Annotated in this window: 24 protein-coding genes and 1 pseudogene; 15 read left to right on the top strand and 10 right to left on the bottom strand. The window is 47.8% G+C overall.

Features of this window, described 5'->3' with window-relative positions:
* Positions 1–52: 52 nt before the first annotated feature.
* The 3 genes and pseudogenes from LO777_RS13220 to LO777_RS13210 form a co-directional block, all read right to left on the bottom strand.
* Positions 53–1,099, bottom strand: coding sequence for a TAXI family TRAP transporter solute-binding subunit (locus LO777_RS13220; protein WP_228854357.1), 1,047 nt, complete (start codon positions 1,097–1,099; stop codon positions 53–55).
* 8 nt (positions 1,100–1,107) lie between these two features.
* Positions 1,108–2,482, bottom strand: a pseudogene (locus tag LO777_RS13215) (sigma-54-dependent transcriptional regulator).
* A 46-nt stretch (positions 2,483–2,528) separates the two neighbouring features.
* Positions 2,529–4,298 carry a sensor histidine kinase gene (locus LO777_RS13210; RefSeq protein ID WP_228854355.1) on the bottom strand — a complete coding sequence of 590 codons (1,770 nt, stop codon included), beginning with the start codon at positions 4,296–4,298 and terminating at the stop codon, positions 2,529–2,531.
* A gap of 500 nt (positions 4,299–4,798) precedes the next feature.
* Here LO777_RS13210 and LO777_RS13205 point away from each other — a divergent pair, with 500 nt between their 5' ends.
* Both LO777_RS13205 and LO777_RS13200 read left to right on the top strand, forming a co-directional pair.
* A complete protein-coding gene (locus LO777_RS13205; RefSeq protein ID WP_228854354.1) occupies positions 4,799–5,191 on the top strand; it encodes a response regulator in 393 nt (130 codons plus the stop codon).
* A gap of 82 nt (positions 5,192–5,273) precedes the next feature.
* Entirely contained in the window at positions 5,274–6,401 is a 1,128-nt protein-coding gene (locus LO777_RS13200) for an MFS transporter (RefSeq protein WP_228854353.1), read from the top strand.
* Positions 6,402–6,409: 8 nt separating this feature from the next.
* On the opposite strand, the gene LO777_RS13195 is transcribed toward LO777_RS13200, so the two are convergent.
* Positions 6,410–9,346 carry a hybrid sensor histidine kinase/response regulator gene (locus tag LO777_RS13195; protein WP_228854352.1) on the bottom strand — a complete coding sequence of 979 codons (2,937 nt, stop codon included), beginning with the start codon at positions 9,344–9,346 and terminating at the stop codon, positions 6,410–6,412.
* Between the two features lie 304 nt (positions 9,347–9,650).
* Here LO777_RS13195 and LO777_RS13190 point away from each other — a divergent pair, with 304 nt between their 5' ends.
* From LO777_RS13190 to LO777_RS13165, 6 genes are all read left to right on the top strand, one after another.
* A complete protein-coding gene (locus LO777_RS13190) occupies positions 9,651–10,562 on the top strand; it encodes a nitroreductase family protein (RefSeq protein WP_228854351.1) in 912 nt (303 codons plus the stop codon).
* Entirely contained in the window at positions 10,559–10,963 is a 405-nt protein-coding gene (locus tag LO777_RS13185; protein WP_228854350.1) for a RapZ C-terminal domain-containing protein, read from the top strand. Before LO777_RS13190 ends, LO777_RS13185 begins: the two co-directional genes overlap by 4 nt.
* A gap of 250 nt (positions 10,964–11,213) precedes the next feature.
* Positions 11,214–11,651 carry a periplasmic heavy metal sensor gene (locus tag LO777_RS13180; RefSeq protein WP_228854349.1) on the top strand — a complete coding sequence of 146 codons (438 nt, stop codon included), beginning with the start codon at positions 11,214–11,216 and terminating at the stop codon, positions 11,649–11,651.
* Between the two features lie 343 nt (positions 11,652–11,994).
* Positions 11,995–12,954: an ABC transporter substrate-binding protein gene (locus LO777_RS13175; RefSeq protein ID WP_228854348.1), complete on the top strand. Its 960-nt coding sequence runs from the start codon at positions 11,995–11,997 to the stop codon at positions 12,952–12,954.
* 11 nt (positions 12,955–12,965) lie between these two features.
* Complete coding sequence (locus tag LO777_RS13170) at positions 12,966–13,853, top strand: ABC transporter permease (protein ID WP_228854347.1); 888 nt, start codon at positions 12,966–12,968, stop codon at positions 13,851–13,853.
* The gene (locus LO777_RS13165) at positions 13,850–14,644 is read left to right on the top strand and encodes an ABC transporter ATP-binding protein (RefSeq protein WP_228854346.1); all 795 of its coding nucleotides are present in this window, start codon (positions 13,850–13,852) and stop codon (positions 14,642–14,644) included. The genes LO777_RS13170 and LO777_RS13165 overlap by 4 nt, the downstream gene beginning before the upstream one ends.
* A gap of 1 nt (position 14,645) precedes the next feature.
* Here the strand turns inward: LO777_RS13165 and LO777_RS13160 are convergent, their stop codons facing one another.
* From LO777_RS13160 to LO777_RS13150, 3 genes are all read right to left on the bottom strand, one after another.
* Entirely contained in the window at positions 14,646–14,789 is a 144-nt protein-coding gene (locus LO777_RS13160; protein WP_228854345.1) for a hypothetical protein, read from the bottom strand.
* Positions 14,786–15,127 (bottom strand): alpha/beta fold hydrolase, encoded by a 342-nt coding sequence (locus LO777_RS13155; protein ID WP_228854344.1) that lies wholly within the window; start codon positions 15,125–15,127, stop codon positions 14,786–14,788. Before LO777_RS13155 ends, LO777_RS13160 begins: the two co-directional genes overlap by 4 nt.
* A 156-nt stretch (positions 15,128–15,283) precedes the next feature.
* Entirely contained in the window at positions 15,284–15,745 is a 462-nt protein-coding gene (locus tag LO777_RS13150; RefSeq protein ID WP_228854343.1) for an Hsp20/alpha crystallin family protein, read from the bottom strand.
* A gap of 206 nt (positions 15,746–15,951) precedes the next feature.
* On the opposite strand from LO777_RS13150, the gene LO777_RS13145 reads away from it, so the two are divergent.
* The 3 genes from LO777_RS13145 to LO777_RS13135 all read left to right on the top strand — a co-directional run bounded on the left by LO777_RS13145 (position 15,952) and on the right by LO777_RS13135 (position 19,856).
* The gene (locus tag LO777_RS13145; protein WP_228854342.1) at positions 15,952–16,539 is read left to right on the top strand and encodes a hypothetical protein; all 588 of its coding nucleotides are present in this window, start codon (positions 15,952–15,954) and stop codon (positions 16,537–16,539) included.
* A gap of 118 nt (positions 16,540–16,657) precedes the next feature.
* Positions 16,658–19,018 (top strand): fatty acid cis/trans isomerase, encoded by a 2,361-nt coding sequence (locus LO777_RS13140; protein ID WP_228854341.1) that lies wholly within the window; start codon positions 16,658–16,660, stop codon positions 19,016–19,018.
* Positions 19,019–19,049: 31 nt separating this feature from the next.
* Positions 19,050–19,856: a response regulator gene (locus tag LO777_RS13135; protein ID WP_228854340.1), complete on the top strand. Its 807-nt coding sequence runs from the start codon at positions 19,050–19,052 to the stop codon at positions 19,854–19,856.
* Positions 19,857–19,860: 4 nt separating this feature from the next.
* On the opposite strand, the gene LO777_RS13130 is transcribed toward LO777_RS13135, so the two are convergent.
* Together LO777_RS13130 and LO777_RS13125 are read right to left on the bottom strand one after the other, a co-directional pair.
* Positions 19,861–20,622: a lipase family alpha/beta hydrolase gene (locus LO777_RS13130; protein WP_228854339.1), complete on the bottom strand. Its 762-nt coding sequence runs from the start codon at positions 20,620–20,622 to the stop codon at positions 19,861–19,863.
* A complete protein-coding gene (locus LO777_RS13125; protein ID WP_228854338.1) occupies positions 20,619–21,608 on the bottom strand; it encodes a diguanylate cyclase in 990 nt (329 codons plus the stop codon). The genes LO777_RS13130 and LO777_RS13125 overlap by 4 nt, the downstream gene beginning before the upstream one ends.
* 285 nt (positions 21,609–21,893) lie before the next feature.
* On the opposite strand from LO777_RS13125, the gene LO777_RS13120 reads away from it, so the two are divergent.
* From LO777_RS13120 to LO777_RS13105, 4 genes are read left to right on the top strand one after another with little or no spacing between them, the layout of a single operon-like run.
* Positions 21,894–22,457 carry an ATP-binding cassette domain-containing protein gene (locus LO777_RS13120; protein ID WP_228854337.1) on the top strand — a complete coding sequence of 188 codons (564 nt, stop codon included), beginning with the start codon at positions 21,894–21,896 and terminating at the stop codon, positions 22,455–22,457.
* Positions 22,454–22,597 (top strand): hypothetical protein, encoded by a 144-nt coding sequence (locus LO777_RS13115; RefSeq protein WP_228854336.1) that lies wholly within the window; start codon positions 22,454–22,456, stop codon positions 22,595–22,597. Before LO777_RS13120 ends, LO777_RS13115 begins: the two co-directional genes overlap by 4 nt.
* Entirely contained in the window at positions 22,584–24,026 is a 1,443-nt protein-coding gene (locus LO777_RS13110; protein WP_228854335.1) for an ABC transporter permease, read from the top strand. The genes LO777_RS13115 and LO777_RS13110 overlap by 14 nt, the downstream gene beginning before the upstream one ends.
* Positions 24,026–24,778, top strand: a complete 753-nt coding sequence (locus LO777_RS13105; RefSeq protein ID WP_228854334.1) for a hypothetical protein — start codon at positions 24,026–24,028, stop codon at positions 24,776–24,778. Before LO777_RS13110 ends, LO777_RS13105 begins: the two co-directional genes overlap by 1 nt.
* A gap of 18 nt (positions 24,779–24,796) precedes the next feature.
* Here LO777_RS13105 and LO777_RS13100 read toward each other — a convergent pair whose 3' ends face one another.
* A complete protein-coding gene (locus LO777_RS13100; RefSeq protein ID WP_228854333.1) occupies positions 24,797–25,570 on the bottom strand; it encodes an alpha/beta fold hydrolase in 774 nt (257 codons plus the stop codon).
* Between the last annotated feature and the right edge of the window lie 7 nt (positions 25,571–25,577).

Genomic DNA, 25,577 nt, shown 5'->3' with positions numbered 1-25,577 from the left:
AAAAATGAGGGGAATAACAGTACTTTTTTGGGTTTGTTTCACTAAAAAGAAGTTATTTTGTGATTAATCTGTCGGGAAGTGTAATCCCCTGTTCACGGTAGAACCGTGCGGCACCGGGATGGAGGGGAAAGGGTAGCCCTTTTACTGCTTTTCTGATATCCATGTCCATTGTCGCCGGATGGATATTGCTGAGAAATTTCAGGTTTTCATAGATTATCTTTACAATCCGGTAAACCGCATCGTCATCAACATCAGCCCTGACCGCCAGAAAATTTGGCTGTGAAATGGTGTGGATCTCATAATCCTGACCAGGATAAGTATTTGCGGGGATAGTGTAGGGGCTCCACAGGTTGTATCCCCTGTTGATTGCTCTGAGTTGTTCGGCGGTAAAATCAAGAATGGTAATATCCTTGCCCAGGGCGGCAAATGCTCTTGTAATGGCACCTACCGGGAGTCCGGCCGGGATATTCATCCCTTCGATCGTTCCGTTCTGCAGGCTTTCAGCACTTTCACCGTAACCGATGTTGACCAGGACAAAATCACGGTCAGGCTGGAAGCCCAGGCTGCGGAGAATATGACGGCCCGATCCTTCGGTGCCGGAATTTTTCCTGCCGATGGAAAATCGTTTTCCTTTCAGCATCTTCAGGTCTGCAGCTGTTCCCGTTCGGACAAGATCAGATTGAATGGCAAAATGCTCAACATTCTGCCAGAGCATGGTGATGGAGCGCAGGTGTTTCTGGGGGCCGATGAGCTGTAGCTCTCCGCTGCCGTTCCATGCCCAGGCTCCGTAAAGGCCCTGGAGGATGGCAAACTGGGCCTCGTTTTCCCGCAGGAGTTTCAGATTTTCCCCTGAGCCGGCGGAGCTGATGGCAGAAAGGGAAATTTTATACTTTGGCTCGAGTTTGACTTTAGTCAGGGTCGCCAGGGCAATACCCACCGGATAATATGTTCCTCCCGTGGTGGCCGTGGTGAGAATATAGTCGCGGTTTTTTCGAAGAGGAGGGAGTGGCTTTGTCTGAGACGGGTGCGGGGCCGAAAGAGAAAAAAAGAGCAGGAGGAGAAAAGTTGTGGTGAAAGAATAAAAATATCTGTTTTGCATGGCAAATTTTATTTATCTGAATTCAGGTAGTCTTTTCTGGAAAGACCATGGTTCTGCATTTTCTGGTTCAATGTCCGGCGGGCAGGGCCAGTTCTTCCAGGACTGACGAGATGTTCCCCGGTGTCTGCGCAGGGCCTGGTCAATGACACATTTTTCAAAATTAGATGCCTGTTCCGCAAGGGAGGTACTTGCTGTGCTGATACCTGTTCCCGTGTGTTGAAGAATATGGGCTATCCTTTCCTCCGGGGGCAGGGAAGAGAGAATGTAACGTTCGGCAATATTTTTCAGTTCCCTGACATTTCCGGGCCAGGGATAGGCCATCAGCATGGCGATGGCGTTGCCGGTAAGCTGGGGCAGTGCCCTGTTGTATTTTTCCGAGCTTCGCAGGAGGAAATAATCAAAAAGCAGCAGGATGTCACCCGGTCGTTTTCGCAGGGGAGGAATGTTGATTTCAGCCACATTAAGTCGATAATAGAGATCCTCCCTGAACCTGCCTTCAGAGCATGCTTTGCGTGGGTCACAGTTTGTTGCACTGATAATGCGGATATCAATGGGGATGGGAGTATTGGCGCCCAGCCGTTCAATTTCTCTTTCCTGGAGAACGCGCAGGACCTTGACCTGGAGATTCAAGGGCATGGAGTTGACTTCATCGAGAAAGAGGGTGCCTCCGTTGGCATGTTCGAATTTGCCGATGCGTCTACCCGTGGCCCCGGTAAACGCTCCGGCTTCATGGCCGAACAGCTCGCTTTCAAACAGTGTTTCAGGGATTGCGCCACAGTTGATCGCAACGAACTTACCTTTTTTTCTGTTACTCACTTCATGGAGACAGCGGGCCACAACCTCTTTGCCGCAGCCGGTTTCTCCAATGAGAAAGACACTGGCATCGGTGGGGCCCAGATCCCTGATTTCCTGGTGGAGAAACTGGATGGCATCACTTGTTCCCAGCAGTCTGTTTTCGATTTTATCCGGGTGTTCCAGGTACTGTCTGAGCTTTCGATTCTCAAGGACCAGTTTTCTTTTTTCTCCGGCCCGGCGGACAGTCTCCAGCAGCATCTCCGGTTCAAACGGTTTTTCGATGAAATCATATGCCCCGTCACGCATGGCGGAAACGGCCATGGGGATGTCCCCGTGGGCGGTTACCAGAACAATGGGAATTTCCCGGTCCAGGGCCAGAGTCTTCTTCATCAGTTCCATGCCGTCCATGTCCGGCATGCGGATGTCAGTGACAAGGACACCATCAAAATCCACGTCCAGGATTTCCAGAACTTTCCGTGCCGAGGAAAAAGATTCTACCCGGTAATCTGCGAGAGTCAGCCATTGGGACACGGCAACACGCATGCTCTCTTCGTCATCAACAATGTAGACACTTCCTTTGCCTGTCATATGTTTTCCTGTGGTTTTTTACATTTCGCCTGGATCCGTGATGGATTCAGGTTACGGCCAGAGGGAGACGAATGGTAAAGCACGCTCCATTCCCCGCAATATTTTCTGCAGAAATTGAACCTCCCATGTCCTGGATAATCCCATAGGTGATGGAGAGTCCCAGTCCCAGGCCGTCGCCGATATCCTTGGTCGTAAAAAACGGTTCAAAAAGTGAATCCATAGCCTCTCCCGCTATTCCTGTCCCGCTGTCGGTGACAGTAAGAATAACAGTTTCATCCTTGATGAACAGCTTCACATGTATTTCTTTTCCGGAAGATTTCTCCATGGCGTGAAGGCTGTTGCTCAGGAGATTGTTCATCACCTGTTCTAGATGCAGACTGTCACCACGTACAAGAGCCTGGCCCTTTTCAGTAAGTTCACTGTTTACGTTAACATGTCCCGCTTTAATCAGGGGGGCGGAAAAGAGGAGCACCTTGTCAATGATTTTTGCCAGATCAACAACATGATGGCCGCTTTTGTTTTTTCTTGCAAAGATTTTAAGCTGGCCGGTAATACTGCCCATCCGTTCCGTCAGTCCGGTTATGAAATCCAGGTTTTCCAGAACCTGTTTGGGCTGGTTGCGTTCAAGAAAGATCCTGCAGCTTGCCGCGAAAGTACGAATAGCCGTGACCGGCTGATTCAGTTCGTGGGCAACTGCCGCCGACATTCGGCCCAATGCAGCCAGTTTTCCCGCCTGAATCAGTTCCTTCTGGATTTTCCGGAGGTTGTCTTCCGTCTGTTTATGTTCCTCAATCTCCCGCAGGAGTTTTTCGTTTATTTCCTCTATTATTCTGCTTTTTCTTGCCTCTTCCCGGGAGCGCAGTTTATGGCGGCGTTCTCTGAAAAAAAGAAAAGTAAAGAGGATAAATCCGGCAATAACAGCGGTTACGGTTCTGGCGAGGTGGACATTGCTTTTGACTCCCCGAAGGTCAGTAAGGTAGTGGATGCGCCAGCCATACTCGGGTAATTGCAGGGATTGTTCCAGGTATTGCTTGCCTTCCAGGAGGAGGATATTTCCACCTGTGGTACTCTGTCTCTCCATTTTCAGAGTGACAAGCGGGTATCCCTGGTACTGGACCTCACGCAACCGTCTGGCAGTGTGGGGCGGGAGGGGGCGGAGAGATTTATATTTCCAGTCCGGGTTGCTGCTGAGAAAGAGAATGCCGTAAGCATCACTTACAATCACAGCTTCTCCGCTTTTTTTCCATATGTGTTGAATGGTTTCCAGATTGACTTTGACCACTACCACACCGAGAAAATTGCCTTCTTCAAGGACTGGGTAGGATATAAAGAAACCAGGTTTACCTGTGCGGGAGCCGATAGCATAGTATCCTCCCGAAAGCCCTTTTTCGGCAGCTTTGAAATAGGGGCGGTAGCTGAAATTGAATCCAGTCAGATCCTGGTCGGTTCTCCAGTTACTGGTTGCCACCGTTGTTCCTCCCCTGTCGAGAACGAAGATCATGGTGGATGATACGGTGGCAAAATCTTCCAGGTGGGGATTGACGCGTATCGCGTCAAATTCCAGGTTCAGCAGGTCGTGAATACGTCTGTCTCTTGCCAGCACATAGGGAAGATGACGAAACTGTTCCAGGTTGGTTCTGAGGGACTGGGCATAGAGGTTGACCCGGGAAGAACCGATTTCCCTGATCCGGGACATGCTGCGGGCCTTGGTGAAAATACCGACCTGCAGGAGGACCAGCCAGATGGAAATCAGGGTTACGGCGACAATTAAAACTGTCTGTCTTGTTTTCTTTGAAGGAAGAGTTCGGGTTTTCAAGGACAGGTTTTTGTCAGTTGATTTATGAATTCTGGTTTTGTGGTGGTTGTTGATGACATGATTGGTGAGAGCAAAGAGTATTTTCAGAAAGGCAGTCTATTGATAAAAAGGATGGAAGGTCAAGGAAAAAATAATTGTTTTGTTTTTTCCAGGTAACCTGATAATAATAGGATCATTATTTTTTATTTGTCGGGATGGGGTGGAAAAGTTGCTGCAAAATCGGAGTCTCCAGCTTGACTGTGTCCGACTTTTTCTGGCATACTTGGGAAGAGAGAGGATTTCTACGGGGGATGCTTTAGTTTTTTTATGACCTGAAGCCTGCACTTTGAGAATAAATAAAAAGTATTTTTATTGTATTAACGGATAATTATAGTGTCACGGCACGGGCTGTATCATTCGTTATCCAACTGAGATCATTTTTCTTTTATTCTCTTGCCCCGCAGGAATCAGGTATGATTGTTTGTTGAATGATGTAACGGGTTTTCCGGAGGTAATTTCTTTTGGGTGACGAAGAAAAAAAGGGGCGGATCCTTATCATGGATGATGAGGATATGGTGGGAGAAATTGCTATTCATCTGTTCAAATATATTGGCTATGACGCTGTCCATGTAAAAGATGGAGAGGAAGCTGTCAGGAAATATGTTGAACAGCAGAATCAGGGTGAAAGATTTGACTTTGTGATCATGGATCTTTCGGTTCCCGGAGGAATGGGTGGCAAGGAAGCCGTCGGTGAAATTCTTGCTGTTGACCAACACGCGAAGGTCCTGGTCTCCAGCGGGTATTCAACTGATCCTGTCATGACAAACTTTGATGAATATGGTTTTGTCGGTGCCGTTCCCAAGCCTTTTGACCTGATGACGATCCGTAAAACATTTGAATCTCTATCGCAATAAAATTTCTGATTACCTGCAAAGTTCAGCCTGACACAATGGGTTTTGCAGGTGTTCTGCTTTTTTTTCGGCAGACGATCTCTCAATGAAACCAATTTATTTTGCCACCTGCGTCACTTTCTGTTCCCTGTACGCAGCCCAACCCATTCAACCTGTGTTCCAGACGGAGTTTCAACTCAGCAGTTTTCAGGCTATTCTCTTTACCACTCTTATGATGGCGCCACTCGGTTTTGCGCCACTTTTTTATGGTTACCTGCTCGAATCCTTTTCAGCCAAGGTAATGGTCAGGTGGGCACTGGTACTACTCGGTCTTCTTGAACTGCTCTTTGCCGGTACCGACAGCTACCTGCTTCTTCTCACAATTCGCGGTGTTCAGGGGCTTATTATCCCAGCCATCCTCACCTCCCTGATGAGTTATATTTCCTATTCGTCTGTTGTGGGAAAGGTTCAGCACGCTATTGCAACATATATTGCAGCCACGATTGCGGGGGGATTTCTGGGCCGGTTTCTTTCGGCTTATTTCACTGATCTTTTCGGTTGGAGATTTTTCTTTTTTCTGCTTGGCCTTCTTCTGTTGCTGACAGCCTGTTTTCTTGGCGGGATGACAAGGGATGTGAAGATGAAATACGCGCGACCCGGATTTTCAGAAATAGCCGGCCTGCTCCGGATCAGACATTTTCTCTGGCTTTACCTGGCAATTTTCTGCCTCTTTTTTGTCTTTGCCGCCCTGATGAATTTTATGCCCTTTCAGTTGAAACAGATGAGTCCTGCTTCCGGAGAGGCGGGCATTGGTCTGCTTTATCTCGGATACGCAATGGGTATTGTTGTTTCCCTGAACAGCAAGGTAATAATCCGTCTTTTCAGGAGTGAGACGGCCGCTATTCGTGCCGGTATTTTCATCTTTATCCTGGGGACCGTAACCTTCATGGTGGAAGATTACCTGGTTATGTTCATGGGGATGTTTATTTTCTGCACCGGTCTTTTCATGGCTCATTCTCTTCTTTCGGGCTTTGTTAACAAACTGGCTGAAGAGAACAAGGCGATTGCCAACGGGCTCTATATATCATTCTACTACACGGGTGGAACGCTTGGTTCAGTGCTGCCGGGTGTTGTATTTGTTATGTTCGGCTGGCGGATGTTTCTTCTCTCTCTGCTGTTGATGCTCGGCTGTTCACTCTACTTTGTAAATCGTTTGAAAACTGCGCTCCCCTGAACCGCCGGTTACTTCTGCTGGTGACCGAATACTTCCCTGACTTTGACAGACAGATCCCTGATTGTAAACGGTTTTTGAATGAAGGGTGTATTTTCATCGAGAATACCATGGTGAGCAATGACATTATCTGTATATCCGGACATATAGATAACCTTCAGATCCGGATAATCATCTTTCAGCCTGTTGAACAATTCTTTTCCGTTCATTCCAGGCATGACAACGTCGGTCAGCAGCAGATCGAGGGGGCCTTTGTAAGAATCCAGGACGATCAGTGCATCCTGGCCGCTTTTCCCGACCAGTACAGTGTATCCTTTGCGCTTGAGGATGGACAGGGTGAGGTTCCTCACCTGTTCATTATCTTCGACGAGCAGTATTGTTTCCGATCCAGTGAGATCGCCTGATTGATTTCGGCCCGTTTCCCGTGGAATATTTTCCTCCCGGCAGAGAGGGAGATAGACCTTGAATGTCGTTCCCTTGCCGGGTTCACTGTAGACCCAGATATTTCCCTGGTGCTGTTTGACAATGCCGTAGACGGTTGCCAGCCCCAGGCCTGTGCCTTCTTCTCCCTTGGTGGAAAAAAACGGTTCAAAAATATGTGAGCAGGTTTCCTCGTCCATCCCGCATCCGGTATCACTGACTGCGAGCATTACATGGGGGCCAGGGGTTACACCCCGGTGCAGTCTGGCGTATTCCCTGTCCAGAACGATTGTGTTGATTTCAATGGTCAGTGTGCCACCGTCAGCCATGGCATCAGCGCCATTTACCGCGAGATTCAGAATCATCTGTTCAATCTGGCCCAGGTCCGCCATGACGGGAAAATGGTTATCAGGGAAAACGATCTCAATTTTGATATTTTCCCTGATGGTTCGCCGAATCAGTTTCTCAACACCGAGTACCGCTTCAGCCAGGTTGAGCTGCCTGTATTCAAGGGTCTGTTTTCGGCTGAACGCCAGGAGCTGGTGAACGAGATCTTTCGCTCTCATTCCGGCATTGACGATTTCTTTCACGGAGTCTTGCCGATGCTCGCCCAGGTTTTTTTCTTCAAGCAGTATCTCCCCGTATCCGATTATCGGGGAGAGAAGATTATTCAGATCATGAGCCACACCTCCTGCGAGTCGACCGATTGACTCAAGTTTCTGTATCTGATGAAACTGTTCTTCCAGGCGGGCTTTTTCCTTTTCTGACTGTTTCTGTTTCGTGATATTCTGGCTGACGGAGATTATGACCTGCTCGCTTCTCAAATCAAGATGCAGGGATTCAGCGGAAAAAAGAGTATCGATAATTGCTCCGGATCTGGTCTTCCTCTGCACCGCAATATTTTTTACTTGGCCGTTTTTTTGTATTTCTTCGACTATTTTTTGACGGTCATCGGGGTTGGCCCAGGTGCCGATTTCCCGTGAGGTCCTGCCGATGACTTCTTCGGGTGATGAGTATCCCATTGTCTTGAGAAAGGTGTCATTCACTTCAATGTATCTATCTGTTTCAAGGGAACTCAGCTCTACCCACACAGGTGCCGCCTGAAAGGTTTTTTCGTATTTTTCCAGCGACAGGTGGAGCAGGGTTTCAGTTTGTTTACGGTCAGTGATATCAAGGGCTGTAAAGGTTATTCCTTTTGAATAATTGCTGCTGTCAATCGGTGTTGAGCTTAAAAGAATATCAATAATCTTACCGTCTTTTCTCTTCCAGCGGGTTTCAACGGTGCCTGTCCCATGTTTCCGGAGCAGTTTATATTTTATTCTGCCGACAAAATCAAAATCCTGTTTATGGGGATAAAGGATCATTGCACTCTGACCGAGAAGTTCTTCCCTGTCATACCCTGTCATATGACAGATTTTTTCATTTACTTTCTGTATGACACGGTCGGTGACAACACCAATTCCGGTAGGTGCCGATCGGAATATACTCTGGAGATACTGTTCATTTTGAACAAGGGCTTTTCTAATGCCGTATTCTTCCGTGACATCCCTGAAGACAAGGACAACACCACTTATCCGGCCATCCACAGTATGGATCGGTGCGGCTGAGTCCGAGATCTGGTATCTGGTGCCATCTTTTGCCAGAAGCATTGTATGGTTGGCAAGACCTTCAATCGTTCCTGTTTCCAGTACCTTGAATACAGGATTTGATGCGGGTTTTCCCGTTTTGGTGTTTATGATTCTGAAGATTTTCGGCAGGGGTTTTCCCGTGGCCTGGGTGGATGTCCATCCCGTCAGCCTCTCTGCTACCGGATTCATGCGGGTGATGTTGCCGTCTGTGTCAGTAACAATGACGGCATCACCTATGGAGTTGATTGTGGTTCGCAGGTGCTCTTCCTTTTCCTTGAGAGATACCAGGCCGCTTTGATGCTGACGTTCCTTTTGCCGCAATGCAAGCGCCATGAAGGCACCAAAGATAAGTATTGCTACGAGAAGCAGGCTCTGCACATACTTCAGAACGAGTATTTTTTCGTTTAATTCAGTCTCCAGAGATGTTTCAATGTTATCGGAAAAGAAGAGGAACTTATCAAAAGTGGAATGAAAGGCGACAGTCTTGCTCTGATCTGTCGGAAGAGTTGCATAACTCTGTTCTCTGGCCAGCAGTTTGTTTTTAAAGGAGGATATTTTTTCAATAAGTTGTTCAATCGCTTCTTGAGAAGAGGTGTTTTTCAGTGAAATAAATTTAAGATTCGGTCCGTATTCATTTTTCAGAATGCTGCCGGCATATTTTTCTGCAAGTTCCAGGTGCTTCCAGACCGATTCAAGGGTGACTGATCTGTCTTTGTTGAAATGCTCCTCGAATTGCAGGTGGGTCATGGCAATTTCATATTTGATCTTCTGCACCGTGCTTATCAGCGGAGCGTAGCATTCAGTAGCACTTCGCATCATAAACGATGAATAAAGCATAACGGATACGATCGCGGCTGTGAGTAGAGCAATACGGAGGGAAGGTGAGTATTTCGGTCCCATGGGCGGTTTTCCATAAAGTCCAGCCTGCCTGGAGATACGACAGTTTTATCGGGCTGGCCTGCAGTCAAAAAATGACTGCTGTTTCCAGTTGACAGGAATTGTCATGCAATGGTAACCGCCTGATAAAACAATTATATCTCCTTCAGCACGGCTACCAGACTGAGTTTTGTGTAGAGTTAGAATATATTTAATTAAAACAAGAAATTCAGAACTGAGATAATAAATTGTACACCAGAAGATCTGGATTGTGTAGAAAGAAATCGGATAAATTACATAATCAACATGTTGGGGCAGAGGAATTGGAATGAAGGCAACTGCGGCAATCAATAAAGTAATCTGTACAGCATGTGGCTGCTGCATTTCCGTCTGTCCCCATGATGCCATTGAACTGGGGGAGGAAAACGCCGTTTTTCAGGCTGAATCCTGTTTTGGGTGCTGTCACTGCATGGCTGTCTGCCCCGTCGATGCTGTCCGGGTTTTCAGGCTGGACAATGGAAGGGAGCTGCTGCCCGTCTCCTTTCCAGACGATATTACTTTTTCGGGCAGGACAGGTGTTGAAGCAATGTTGAATCTTATGATGTCAAGACGATCCTGTCGCAATTACCTGGAGGAGCCTGTACCCCTGGAGATTATGGAAATGCTGGCAGAGACAGGTACAACCGCACCATCCGGTACAAACAGCCAGTCCTGGGTATTCCACTTTTTCCCGGAAAGAAAAGATGTGTTATATCTGGCAGGGTTGACGGCTGACTATTATGCCCGGCTGAACAGGCAGGCGCGCAGTCCGCTGCTTCGGCTGCTAATGAAAATTTTTGGTTCGGATGAGCTGGGCAGTTATTATCGTAACTATCATGATTCTGTTGAAGAAGCCCTGCGCGCCTGGAGGGAGGAAGGGCGTGACCAGCTCTTTCATGGAGCTGCAGCCGCGATACTTGTGACAGTGGAAAGAAATGCAAGTTGTCCTGTTGAGGATGGGTTGCTTGCAACACAGAATATTCTTCTGGCTGCTCATGGCATGGGACTTGGCAGTTGTCTTATAGGATTTGTGGTTGAAGCCATGCGAAGAAGCCCTGCAATGTGTCGAAAACTGGGCATCGGCACAAATGAAGAAATCTGCAGCGTCATCGCCCTGGGATATCCGGATGTGAAGTTTGTCAGGCCTGCCGGGCGGAAGAAAGTTGTGAAAAGAATATTTTGCCGGAGGGATAAGGTATGAGCAGTAAAGTGGGAACTGAAAGGCTGAGGGTGGTTCTTTTTTCCTTTGGTTATAAATACGGTGTTCCACTCGATGTTAATATTATTCTGGATGTTCGGTTTCTTCCCAATCCCTATTGGGTCAAGGAATTGCGCGCAGGGACCGGCCGTGAAAAGGATGTGGCCGGATATGTCCTTGAAAGCAGCGAGGGTGAGGATTTTGCACATCATCTGCAACCCATGATACGTTTTCTGGTTGGACAGTATCAGAAGAGCGGTAGAAAAAGTCTGAGAATTGCCTTTGGGTGCACAGGGGGGCGACACCGTTCTGTTGCGATTGCGGAAAGCATGGCAGTCTTTCTGGCTGATTTTTCAGTTGAATGGGTGGTTTTTCACAGGGACATTGATCGGGACAGGGGGTAATCAGTAATCTTTTTCCAGTGGGGAATTTCTCCCGTTTTTTCTAAACAGGTGGGTAATCTTTACCGGGCAGTAACAACATGCAGTTATTTATCTCTTTTCGTCTCCAGTTAAAACTCTATTAAAACAGAGTGTTATCTGGTGTGTGGTTTTCTGGCATGCTGGTTGCTTAAATACCTGCAACAGTGGATTGAAGGTGCTGGAGTCCATCAATCAATGAAAAGGCAGCCAAGATAACAAAAGGAGATATGAAATGAAAAAGAAAATTGCAGCAGTTGTAATGGTCACAGGATTGATTATGGTTGGAACTGCAACGGTAAACTGGGCAAAAGGTGGCGGCGGTTACGGTCATCATGGGCAGATGATGCAAAGCAGTAGAATGTATCAGCAGCTGGACCCGGCTGTTCAGGAAAAGATCAGCAAGTTTATGGTTGATAACCAGGCGTTGAGGAAGGAGATGATGATGAAGCGTGCTGAAAAGCAGGCAATACTCCGGAGCTCTAATCCTGATGCTGCGGCTGTTGCAAGGATTACCGGAGAAATATTTGACCTGCGCACCACAATGAGAGAAAAAGCTCTTGCCGCCGGTATCGGTCAATACATGGGTCGGTTCGGCACGGGAGGTGGAATGGGACCTGGAATGATGGGTCACGGTCCCGGCTATTGCATGGGAGGAGGTCGTTTTCAGTAGGATTGGGTCATCCCCGGTAACTGAGGATCAAAATTTGCCCTGATGCATTCTGTTCTGTCTGCGCCCTCAAGCAGGATGGAATAGCATCGGGGTTTTTTTATTTGCACAGGTATTGACCTTCCCACGAGAATAGGCTAGATGTCACATCACGGTCGACAGCAGAGTGCCTATCCCGCGTTTCTCATCAGTTCAGGCGGCGAAAAGGATAACCTTTTGATTTATATCAACATATTGTGTATGAAATCAGAAAGCAGGTTTACTCACTGTTCGGGTAAAGTGATTTTTCGAAGCAGTCTGCAATCAATATTTTCTTGCTACCTATTTTTCCGGGAGGAATGAATTAATGAAAAAATTACCTGTCTTTGTTTCACTGTTCTTTTTTCTGCAGGTTTTCAGTGCGGGAGCTGCAACCATTTCCGTGAACCAGTTTGTGGAACATCCGGCTCTTGATGCTGTTCTCAAGGGGTTCCAGGATTACCTGAAAGAAAAGGGTGTAGATGTCGATTACAAGGTCCACAATGCCCAGGCCAATATGGGAACCGCCACTCAGATTGCCCAGCAGATGATTGGCGAAAAGGCCGACCTGCTGGTCGCCATTGCCACACCTTCTGCCCAGGCTTGTGTTCAGGCCCTGAACAAGGCACCAGCAGCCATGAAAAGACCGCTGCTTTTTACGGCTGTGACCGATCCTGTCGCTGCGGGTCTGGTGAAGGATCTTAACCATCCTCCGGCGTTCATAACAGGTGTTTCCGATCTTCTTCCGGTGGAACAGCATATTCAGATGATTCTTGAGTATGCCGGCAATATCAAAAGGCTTGGCCTGTTGTATAATGCTGGAGAAGCCAATTCAAAATCAACAATTGCCTCAGTCAGGAAACTGGCGAAAAAACTGGGGTTTGAAACTGTTGAAGCAACCGCGTCCAAGACAGCGGATGTCTACCAGGCCGCAAAAAGCCTGGTCGGTCGTGTTGATGCGGTTTTTATCCCCACGGACAACACCATTATTTCTGCTCTCGAATCTGTTCTGAAGGTAGGTGTGCAGAATAAACTGCCCATTTTCGCCGCAGATGTGGACTCTGTAAAACGAGGTGCGGTAGCAGCCATGGGTTTTGATTATTACAAGCACGGCTACCAGACAGGGGCCGTTGCCGAACGTATTCTGAATGGAGAGAAGGCCGAAAATATTCCGGTGGCTTTCCAGAAAGAACTTCAGCTGCATATTAACGCAGCTTATTCGGAAAAAATGGGTCTTACTCCACCTGCTGAGTTGTTGAAGAAGGCAGCCAAAGTATACGATAAATAAAAGGCTCCTTTATGACTGTTTATGCGGCCCTGGGTGCAGTCGAGCAAGGGCTGGTCTACGGCATTATGGTGATTGGTGTCTATCTCACCTTTCGCATTCTTGATTTTCCCGATCTCACGGTGGATGGCAGTCTCCCTTTGGGGGCCGCCATTTCCGCCGTGGCGATTACACACGGAATCAATCCCTATCTCTCCCTGTTCTTTGCCCTTCTCGGTGGTTTTCTCGCCGGAATGATTACGGCTGTTTTGAACACCAAGTTCAAGATACTCCATCTCCTGGCGTCGATTCTTACCATGATCGCCCTTTATTCCGTCAACATACGTATAATGGGGGGACCTAATGTCGCTCTTCTCGGGGTTGAGACGGTATTCGACCCAATTATTGCCGCTGGTATTCCTTCTTATCTGGCGGGGCTGATAGTTTTTGGCTTGTTTGCCCTGGTTGTTTTGCTGTTTATCGTCTGGTTTCTCTCCACGGAACTGGGTCAGGCCATCCTTGCTGTCGGGGATAATCCGCAGATGATTCGCAGTCTCGGGGTGAATACCCATACAATTATTATCCTCGGAGTTGGGCTCTCAAATGGTCTGGTCGCCCTGAGCGGGGCATTGGTCGCCCAGAATCAGGGGGCTGCCGATGTGGGAATGGGGATAGGTACAATTGTGGCGGGGTTGGCTTCGGTTATTATCGGAGAGACGGTTTTTGGCTGCCAGACTATTGGCCGGGCTTTTACTGCAGCTCTTCTCGGTTCCGTACTCTACAGGCTTGCCATTGCCCTGGCTCTGGGGTTGGAATTTGGTGGTTTTCGTTTTAATCCCAGCGACTTGAATCTGATAACGGCTGTGCTGGTAATTGGCGCCCTGATTGCGCCCAACCTTAAAAAGAGATTGATAGAGCGGTGATACGACTGCAAGGAATTGTAAAATACTTCCATAAAGGAAGTGTCAATGAGGTCTTTGCCCTGAACAATATCAGCCTGCAGATTGACGAAGGCGATTTTGTAACAGTCATCGGTTCTAATGGTGCTGGAAAATCGACCCTGCTCAATTGTATCGCTGGAGGTTTTTTCCCGGATGAAGGGACTGTTTCCATCAGCGGTCTTGATGTTACCGGTTGGCCGGAATATAAACGGGCCCGGCTGATTTCGAGAGTCTTTCAAGACCCTCTGCTCGGTACCTGTCCTTCGGCCACCATTGAGCAGAATATGGCCCTGGCGGCCCTGCGGGGGAAAAGGCGTGGATTAGCAAAAGGAGTAAAGAGCAGGGACAGGGAACGGTTCAGAGAAGAGCTGAAACAGCTGGGACTGGGGCTTGACGAGAGACTGCTGGATAAGGTTGGCCTGCTTTCCGGGGGTCAGAGGCAGGCTCTGACAATGTTGATGGCCACCATGTTGAGACCTGACGTGCTGCTCCTGGACGAGCATATTGCCGCGCTGGATCCGAAAACCGCCAATCAGATACTTCTGCTGACCCAGGAAATCGTCAACCAGCAGCAACTGACGAGCCTGATGATTACCCATAATATGAAGCATGCCATCAGTTTCGGTAACAGGCTGATTATGCTGCACCAGGGAAAGATCCTGCTTGACCTGAAAGGTGAGGAGAAAAAGAACCTCACCGTGAAAGACCTTCTTTCGGAATTTTATAAAACTCAAGGGGAGGAGCTGGCCATGGACTCCCTGTTGCTCACCTGATTCATTCTTCCGTGTCCCGGCACCATTTCTGCCAGTCGAATTTTTTAAAACTTCTGTGGAGCATATGGTCGTCTTCTTCTATCCGCACAACAAGGTTTTTAAACGTTTTTTCAGCCAGGGGAATCACCAGGTTCGGAGGCGTCACAGTATCATTTCTGCCGATAACCAGGGTGACAGGCATATCAAGTGCAGTTTCGGGGGTGAATAGGATTCGTAGTTCAGGGCGGGGGCCAGGAGAACGAGTTGTTTTATCCGTTCAGGCGCTGTGACTGCAAAACAGGTTGCCATCAGACCGCCATAGCTGGATCCAATCAGGGTCAGGTTGGTTTTTCCATGACAGATTTTTGTTAAAGTCTCAAGTCGTTCTTTCAGATTGCCGCGGAAGTCGGGGCACTGTACCCGGGGATAATGAGTCGTGAAATAAATGCCCTTGGTCCCTTGACCGGAGGAGTCAAGTCCGTGGAGGAAATAGATTTGGCCCATGAGTTTTTTCTCCTTGCAGACGGGAATGTGTGTAAGTGGACCATTGTACAGGAAAACCACAGGAAAAAAGAGGTTTTTGTTCGGAAAAACAGATGGCGGCCCAAGGCCGCCATCTGTTTTTTTTGAGGAGTAGTTGAGTTGGTGGAATCCAGGTTTTTACTGGATTGCTATTTTCTTGACGGCATCTTTTTCTTCAGGTTTGGGAATTTCAAGCCTGAGAATACCGTCTTTGAATGTTGCCTTGACATCGTCAACGTTTATATCAAAAGGCAGGCTGAAAGTTCTTTCAAACTTCCCGTAGACCCGCTCCATTCTGTACCATTTTTCTTCCTTGATTTCCTCTTCGCTTTTGCGTTCACCACCAATGGTTATGAATTTACCTTTGGCATCAACGAATATGTCTTCTTTTTTCACTCCGGGGATTTCAGCAGTGATGATCACATTGTTATCTTTTTCAAAGATATCAACCTTAAGTTGTCGTGATTCATTGACACTTTTGGGAACCACGGTGCTGATCATCGGTGTAAAAAAGTCATCAAAGAAACTGTCAATCAGTCCAGCGGGGTCATTGGCTCTTCTTAGACGGTTCGGTTGTGATTGAAATTTTACGAGTGACATAATTATCTCCTTTCTCTTTATTAGTGCCGGTGCGCAAACAGTTTTATCGTTTCCGGACAGGCACATGTTCTTATAATTTGATTTTTCCTGTGCATCTCTGTACTCAAGATGGTAATAATTAATTTATTTATGTCAATAAGTGAATATTATTTTTATTGAAAAAAATTAAAAGTAATGAAAAATAAAGATACTGTGGAAATAGTGAAATGAAAAAGCACGGAAATACAATAGCTAAGGTCGAGTTCTTACAACGGTCAAGTGCGAATCTCAGGGGGAAACAATCGGTTCGTGCGACATTTAAATTGACGGAAAGGTCGATTGCGGCACTTTCCGTGTTGGCTGGACAGTTGGGAATTAAGCAGAAATCACTTTTCGATCATGTGGTGGATGACGATGAGGGCTTGAAAATGATTGCCCGGCAGTTTGAAAACTTCAGTGGAAGCAGTCGGCGTGTGGCCAAGACATATGTGATATCAAGAAAAACCCTGGAAAACCTGGAGCAGGTAGCCAGCAGATACAATACACCGAGGGATGCCCTGGTGGAATTTTCCATTGAGCGTCTTCTACCGCTGTTGGAAGAAGAGCGGAAAAAACATGAAAAGAGAAAGATGTTTCTCGATAAGCTGAAACGGTATACCGAAGAGGGTATCGGTATGCTAGAGCGTGCGGAAAAGGAGCTGGGAGAAGACGACCCGGTGTTTCTTGAGATGTTGAAGATGCTGAAATATGTTGGAGGCTGCTGTGAAGCAGTGGAACATCATGTGGAAAAGGGGAGAAAGATAGAAAATTTCTAACCCGCATTTCCCATGAACATTGTGTCAATTTCAGGATTATCGTTTGACAAATTTATGCAGTGTAAGTTTATTGGAGAATGACCTGAGCATTTGGATATTTTTTATTCCGGGAGATTCAATGAATAAATCCACATTGTTGTTTGCTTTTATCGCCTTGTTTATTGCCGGTTGTGCCGCGAAAATTCCTCCTCCTCCACCTGTTGCCATAGAAATACCCGGGAAAAGAATAGACTATACCAGGGAGGTAAAACCGGTTCTCGTAAAACGGTGTGTTGTCTGTCACAGTTGCTATAATTCCCCCTGCCAACTCAAGCTCAGTTCCTATGAAGGGCTCGATCGTGGTGCCACCAAAAAGGCGGTGTACAATTCCTATCGTCTCAAAACCATGGATCCGACCCGGCTCTTTATTGATGCAGAAAACACTGCCGAATGGCGTGAGAAAGGATTTTACAGTGTCAGAGACAGCAATGCGCAGGCCGGATATAATAATTCTTTTATGATTCAGTTACTCAACCATAAGATGAAAAATCCTGTTTCCGTGGGAGAGTATCATTCTGAGGCGGAAGATCTGACCTGTGCGGAAAGCGGTGAAGAGCTGGGTGCATATATGAAAAAACATCCCAACGGAGGCATGCCTTTCGGGTTTCCGCCATTGAAGAAGGATGAATTTCAGACCATTGCCGGCTGGCTTGCCCAGGGAGGTCATGGCCCGTCGAAAAAAGAGCGGGCACGTCTGGAAAAGGTTTCTTCCGCCGATAGTGAGATGATTGCGGAATGGGAGGATTTTCTCAACAGGGATGATGCAAAATACGCAATGGCCGCCCGTTATCTCTATGAACATCTGTTTCTGGCTCATCTCACTTTCCAGACCGGGTCCAATGATTTTTATGAACTGATCCGTTCCTGGACACCGCCGGGGGAGCCGGTCAGGATCATTCCTACCGTGCGTCCCTACGATGACCCCATGGGCCATTTTTATTATCGGTTCAGGAAGATTCATTCCACCATTGTTCACAAGACCCATATGGTGTTTGAATTTGGCAGGGATCAGAAAGAGCGGATTACCGAGTTGTTCATTGAACCGGAATGGCTGCTGCCACCTCATCGAATGGGTTATGATCAGAAAACAAGTGCCAATCCTTTTATCGTTTTTGAACAGATTCCCCCGGCAAGCCGCTACCAGTTTCTGCTTGATAATGCACACTATATCATCATGACCTTTATCAGGGGCCCGGTCTGCAAGGGGCAGATAGCACTGAATGTGATTCACGACGTCTTCTGGGTCTTTTTCATGAATCCGGAATATGACCTGAGTGTCAGGTTTCCCGGATTTTTAAAAGATAACGAGCAATACCTGGATATGCCGGCAGGGGCAACCTCCAATGCGGCCCTGGCCAAAGGACTGATTACCAGAGAGTTCAGGAAGAATTCAGCAACCTTTGCACGGATAAAGCAGAACTATTATTCAATGCAGTATCGTTACAGGGGACTGGGGCCAGAGGCTATCTGGCCGGGGAACAGAGAGTCGGACAGTCCGGCACTGACTGTCTTTCGTCATTTTGACAGTGCCTCCGTGTTGCGGGGAGTGAGGGGCGCTTTGCCGAAAACCATATGGGTTATTGATTATCCTCTTCTGGAGAGGATCTATTATTCCCTGGTGGCAGGGTTTGATGTGTATGGTGCTGGCCTGCATCAGCTTGCGACAAGGGTCTATATGGATGAACTCCGCCAGGAGGGAGAAGTGAATTTTCTGAATTTCCTGCCCAAAGAGGTCCGGGGGCCCATTCTGCGGGACTGGTATGGTGGGATGAGCTTGAACAATCTGGACTATATTCCATCGAAACTGCCTGCGGGATTTCATTTCAGCACCGCCGACCCGAAAAGGGAGTTTACCGAATATCTGGTGGATCATTATTTCAATCCCGCTCTTCATCTCAGCTTTGATAGAAATTATCTACGGGCCGGTGAAAAATATCCGCAACTGCCGACCGCGTATGTGACGATTGATGATTATATTCGTGGATTCAAGGCTGTCTCAGCACCGGGTGTTTCCTTTTTCCGGGAAGTTGCCGATCACAACGCCAATCTTGCCTATGTGCGCATACGGGTGCCGGAGGAGGACGACGTTGTTGTGTCGGCGATAATAAACAGATGGCATGACGATGTATCCACACTTTTTAACGAGAAAGATCATCTGTGTCCTGAAAAGGACAGTGCTGCGTTTATTGAAGGATTCGTGGGATCATATCCTAATTATTTCTTCGATGTGAACTTGGCTGATCTTCCTGAATTCTTACGAATTCTTGATGAATATGATGGAGACAGGCAGTCAAAGATCGAGTTGAATAAATTTGGAGTAAACCGGGCGGATGAAAACTTCTGGGAGACATACGACTGGTTTCAGCGGAAGTTTAACGAATCTGACCCGGTTCATTCCGGATTGTTTGATCTGAATCGTTACTACTACCTGGCCATGTAATATCTGTCCAGTGGGGGACTGGGAAGAATCGATGCAAAAGAATCTTAAAAATACAGTACTCCTTGTTGAGGATGAGTCCATCAATCAGAAACTGGCCGCTGCCGTGCTGAAGAAGATCGGGTTCCAGGTGGATCTTGCCGACAATGGCATGGAGGCTGTACATATGGTGCGTGGACAACAGTATTGTATGGTGCTGATGGATATTCAGCTCCCTGAAATGAGCGGGTACGAGGCAGTTCGTCAAATTCGCTCCATGGAGGAACTCGAGGGGAGGAAGAGACTTCCGATCATTGCCATGACTGCCGATGACAGCAGGGAAGTAAGAAGAAAATGTATGGCAACAGGTATGGACGATTTTATAACCAAACCGATTAAACCCGAACTGTTGATGACCCAGCTTGCACCCTGGCTCGGTGTATTGCAGAACACAGAGGAGTGGTGCCAAAACCGGGAAAGGAAAAAGAGGAAAAAGACCGACAAGAACATACCGGCTGCAGTATGGGACAGGGAACGGACCCTTGCCTTTGTCGGTGGTGATCTGGAACTGTTCTGCGGCCTGGCAAAAATGTTCATTGAAAAAAATCAGCCGCTGCTTGAAACTATCAGCCGTGCCATTGAGGAGAATGATGGACCGGCACTACGGGAGGCTGCCCACAGTTACAAGGGTGCGGTTTCTCATTTTTCGGCGGAAAAGATGCGTAACCTGGCATATAAACTTGAGAACTGCGGTCGCAGGAAAAGCATGGATACCGCTCCCGCCTTTTTTACCGAGCTGCAGAAGATGGCACTACTGCTTGTTGCAGATTTGAGAAAAGAGTTACCTGGTGGTTGTCCATGAAAGTTTACGGGTTCGGAAAAAAGCCGTTTTTCAGAAAAAAAAGAGTGGCCGAAATAACTTCATCCGCGTTCATGATAAAGGGATGGGATTCATGGACGACGAGAAAATCACTCATTCCGTCAACTTTTGCCCGATTCACAGAAACTTTTCCATCGTTTTTGCCCTTGAAATATGAAGAAAGCCAGAAGTCAAAAAACGCGTGGGTGTCGCCTGTAATGATACCCACCGGATAATCCACAGGGCCAAGCCTGTTGGGGAGAGAATCCGGGGCTGTACCAAGCTGTTGCCCGGCCGGGCCGTTCAGTCGGGAATAGAGCCACCATTCTTTCAGAGCGTCCGTCACCTCGCTGCCCTGGTTGGGTGGACTGAGCATCACAACTCTGCCAAGTTTTTCCGGTTTTTTCTCACGCAGTCTCCTGCGCACAATAATTCCGCCCAGCGAATGGGTGACAAAATGGATTTTTGTTCGGGCAAGCTGTTCGCATTTTTCTATTGCCGGAGGCAGGTATCTATCGGCAAGGATCTCTATCTTTTCGCCAGTTGAAGGATAGTCGAGATTGACCACGTGATATCCTGTTTTTGTCAATGCGAGTTCAATTTTCTCCATTGAGTCGGAACTTCTGGCCATTCCGTGGAGCAGAATAACACATTCTCCAGTGTCCTTTGAGGGGTCGGGACTGGTTATGGAGAGTGGAGGTCGTCTGCAGGATGTGAGGGAAAAAAACAGGAGCAGACAAAAAAACAGAAGCAGGTTGAGTCGGTTCATGGGCGGGGACGGAGAAAATCAGTTGCTGGGGGCGGGATGGCAATAACCCGGTTTCTGCCATGTTTCTTTGCCAGGTAAAGGCAGTTGTCCGCCTCTTTGATCAGTTCGTCTTCATTAACAAAATCAGGAGACCAGGTGGCAATGCCGATACTGATGGTCACATGTCCTCTGTGTCCTTCAGTAAATTTGAACTCATGTTTTTCAACGGCCAGGCGGAGTCTGTGGGCAAGCTGAAAAGACTCCAGCCTGTTGCTTCTGGCACACACAATAAGAAATTCTTCTCCACCCCACCTGCTTACCATGTCATAACTTCTTGCCTTTTCTTCAAGGATGGATGCAACTTTTTTCAGAACCATGTCGCCGCAGTCGTGGCCATAGGTATCGTTGATTTTCTTAAAATGATCGATATCGGCCATGATGCATGAGAGCGATTCTTCATATCTGTCCATTTCGGCTATCAGGTTTTTCAGGCGGATCAAGGCGTTTCTCCGGTTCGGCAGTCCGGTAAGAAAATCCGTCATGGCCATATTCTGCAGTTTACGGTTTGCTGCGGCCAGCTCTGTTGCATACTGTTCAATGATATCACGATCCCTCCGTATTGTCTGCTGGTAGCGTATCAGTCTCTCTCCGCTGCTTATCCGGGCCTGCAGAACTTTGGGCGTAAAGGGTTTGACTATATAATCGTCGGCTCCCGCATTAAATGCTTCAACCAGTTCGTCGTCCGCTTCACATCCGGTCAGCATGATGATATACACATGCTGGGTTTTCCTGGTTTTTCGCAGAATTCTACAGAGATCAATGCCGTTCAGTTTCGGCATTCTCCAATCCGTGATCAGGAGATGTGGTCGATGATCGAATGCGAGTTCAAGGGCTTTTTTACCGTTGGAAGCAGTTAAAATCTGCCTGGAATCACCGGCCAGCATTTTTTTGAGATACAAAAGAGTCAGGGGGTCATCATCAACAGCGAGTATTGTGAGTTTATCCAACTTTTCTTCCTTCGTTTCAGTCGGCCCTGCATCTGCAATTCTGTAATTCACTGTTATTTAAAACATCCCCCTGTGATTTTGTAATTATGTGGTAGTAAGTTAGAATATAGCAAAATTGTTTTATTAACGCACAAATAATCTGACACTTTGATTCCGTATATTCCAATGAGGATGAAACAGTATGTTTTCCAGACGTTTTCTGGAAATAGTGTTAAACTCCAGGCCTCATTTCTCATTGTCCCTTGAAATCTCTGCTCCATGCCCGAATACGGTGAAGAAAGAAAAATGGTTGAATTATTGCGAAGCGAAAATATTTCCAGACACCTGGGAACGACCAGGGTACTGGAGGAGATCAGTTTCTCGATCTATTCTGGTGAAATCCTGGGGATAATCGGTCCAAATGGTGCCGGAAAAACAACTTTGATGGAATGTCTGGCAGGTTTGTCCCCCACGGATAAGGGAATACTCCACTGGAAAGAGCAAATTCTGACGGAGATGCAGGTTAAAGAGTTTATTTTTTATCTGCCTGATTCAATTTTGCCCTATGGGGGACAGAGGGTTGCAGGGGTGCTGGATTTTTTCCGGCAACTGTATGGTGCAGGAAAAAATGAATCGACCAGGCTCTTTGAAAGGCTCGAGCTGTTACCTGTGTTGGAAAAGCAGGTTAACCAACTATCCAGAGGATATCGGCGCAGGTTGCTGCTGGCAATCGGCCTGCTTACGCCACAGCCGCTGCTGATGCTTGATGAACCTTTTGACGGCTTTGATCTTCGCCAGACCCTGAATGTGATGGGACTCCTTCGTGAGACGCTTGGGGGCGTACTCTACTGCTTGCCATCCATCAATTGACTGAAGCGGAACGGATCTGTGATCGTTTTATTCTGCTGAACCATGGCAGGATCGCGGCAATCGGGACACTTGCCCAACTTCTTGAACAGGCAGGATTGACCAGCGGCGGCCTCGAGGAGGTGTTTCTTGAGATTGTCTGACAAACAGCGCCGATTTTCATGGCTCAGCCGACTATACTCTGCCGAAACAGGGAACAATGATGACCCCTGCCGCGGGGGAAATTGCGGGGGTGGTGGTTTTTCTTCCCGATTTCGTCTCTTTCGTGTGCTGCTGGTTCAGGAAATGCGAGTACTGCTTATGTCACCAGCCCTGTGGGGCATGCTGGTGATACTATCACTGCTGGTCGGTTACAGTTTTATCCAGGCGGTGGAGCTTTACAGTCAGGCAAGCCGGACTGCTCTGGCCTATCCCGAGATGGCGGCAGGGATGAATCCTCTGGATGGTATTTTCATCCCGACTTTCGGTGCCTGCTACCTGGTGGAGACTCTTCTTTTTCCACTTGTTGTCATCAGGCTGGTTGGCCAGGACAGGCAGGATGGAACAGTAAAACTGTTGCTCCAGCTGCCCCTGTCACCTTTTTTGCTCAATGCAGTGAAAATATTCGCGCTGACCGTGGTCTGGTTTCTTGCAGCTCTGCCGGGTATTTCCGTATTCATAATCTGGCACGTTCTCGGGGGAGCGATATATTATCCGGAGATAATCTGCCTGTTCACAGGACATACCCTGTACTTCCTGGTGATTGCCTGTATTGCCATGTTCGCAACGGTGATTACCACCTCGCTTCCGACAGCAGCAATGATCTGCCTTGCTGTCACCCTCGGATCATGGGTACTGGATTTTACTGCCGCAGGTGGAGGATGGTCCTTGACCACCCTGTTGCGCGGATTTGAAGGCGGTCTGTTATCATCTGATGGTTTTGTTGTTTTTCTGGGCCTGTCTCTCTTTCTTTTTTCAATATCATCTGTTCTGCTGCACCCGGGACAAAAAACAGTGACCAGGGTGAAAAAAGTGTTTGCAACTGCACTGATTTTTCTTCTTGCCGTATCAGGCTTTCTTCAGATTCCGCAATATCTGGATATGACGGAAAACCACAGACATTCGTTCAATCCGGCCGACGAGCGTCTCCTGAAGCAGATGAAGAAGAGGCTGAAAATTACGGTTCATCTGGCAAAAGAAGACGGTCGGCTGTATGATCTGGAGCATGGGATTCTGGCGAAACTGAGGCGTATTCTTCCTGATATCAAAATAATTTATGCCGACACCGGAGCGACAGGATTGTATGGTGCCCCGGAAGATGATACATATGGATTGATTGTATATGAGTATGCTGGCAGGAAAGATCAGAGTTACTCCAACAGTCCAGGTGAAATTCTGCCATTGCTGCATGCCCTGGCAGCTCAAAAGGTGACAGTGGCCGGAGTATCTCAGTACAGGGGGCATCCTCTGGTTGAGGATGCTGCTTCTGCCAGGTGGTGGTTTTATGTTGTATTACCTCTTTTCTTTCTGCTGGCAGCCTGGGGAATTCGCCGGCCACAGGTATTGAGCCGCAAGATTCAGGAGACAATCTGATGAACACAGACAATGGAAGAATAAAAAAAATGACTGTTACTGTCCTTCTCCTTTTTTTTCTCGCCGCCTGCTCGTTCGTGCCTGATGCCGGTGCGGGAGCAGCAGACCAAAAAAGGATTGTTGATGATTTCTCTGGAGAAACGGTGGGAGCGACTCCCCTGTCTTTTACTCCGGCCGTAGGCAACTGGCTGATCGGTGTTGACAGCGGCAATAAGGTTCTGGTTGTGGATGGCCGGAAATGGAGTCGGGGGCAGGTCTCTGCCGGTCTGGCTGACAAGGCCCGTACCCTGTACGGGGACCGGTACGCAGAGTTTCTCGACAACGTCAAGGCCTATGCCTACTATCCTTTTGTCGTATGGAGAAAGGTGGAGAATTTCAATGGTGGTATAATTTCGGTCCGTTTCAAGGGGGTTGCAGGGAGAATTGATCAGGGAGCCGGGATTCTTTTTGATCTTAAACCGAATGGAGATTATTACACGGTTCGCGCCAATCCTCTTGAGAACAACCTTGTTTTATGGCGGGTGAAACATGGTCGAAGAAGCTCCGTCAGCTGGGTTCGCAATGTTCCCACTCCCTCGAAAAAATGGCATAGCCTGCAGGTAAGGATCGACGGTAACCTTGTAAAGGGATATGTGAATGGCAAGCAATATCTGGCCTACAGGTTGTCTGCCCCGGTATCCGGCAAAGTCGGCCTGTGGACTAAGGCCGACAGTGTGGTCTATTTTGATGATTTTACCGTGACAACCAGGTAAAAAATAAACTGCAGCAGATCACGGGGATTTCAACTGGTCGATAAAATCCGTCATAAGATCCAGGATAATATCCCTGGCCTCCAGATGAGGGGTATGGCCGCAGTTGTCAATTAATTCTGCCCTGCCCGGCCCTGCAGGACGAGTGGCTATGGTTTCGGCTTGATCCAGTGACCCGTAATGATCGTCTCTTCCCTGGATTGCCAGAAGGGGAGCCTTGATACTGGGCAGAAGATACTCGATATTCCACGACCTGAACCAGTCACTGAGCCATGTCTCCGACCAGGCCCTGAAGATATCCTCGGTCTTCTCCCCGTGATATTTTGCAAGGGCGTTGAATTTCTTTCTATTCCACAGCTGTACAGCTTCCCTGACCCCGGCAAGGGTTTCTTTATCCACACGGACATGGGCCGCTTCGGTGATGATGCCCTGCAAAAGAGAAGATCGTTCCGCGGCGAAGATAAGGCTGATACTGCCTCCATCCGAATGACCGATAAGGAAGAATTTTTTATCTGGAATCAAGGTTTCCAGAACCACCGGCAATTCATTGAGGGCAGATTTATGCAGGTAATGAATGGTACGGGGGCGGGTAAAGGGGGAGGACTTTCCATATCCGGTCCGGTCATACAGCAGACCCGGGCACCCGGTTGCCTTGCAGAGCTGTTCCGGGAAATCTTTCCAGAAGGGAATGCACCCGAGGCCTTCATGGAGAAAGACAAGATAAGGTTTTTCTCTGGAACCATCGATGAGCTGATAGTGTATTGTCCGGTTTTCTGCAAGTTGGAATTCAGGCAAGTTTTCC

Origin of the sequence: Desulfomarina profundi, from assembly GCF_019703855.1 — a bacterium.
Classification (GTDB): domain Bacteria; phylum Desulfobacterota; class Desulfobulbia; order Desulfobulbales; family Desulfocapsaceae; genus Desulfomarina; species Desulfomarina profundi.
The sequence above is the reverse complement of the archived record's forward strand: the minus strand, read 5'-3'. Positions and strand labels throughout refer to the sequence as shown.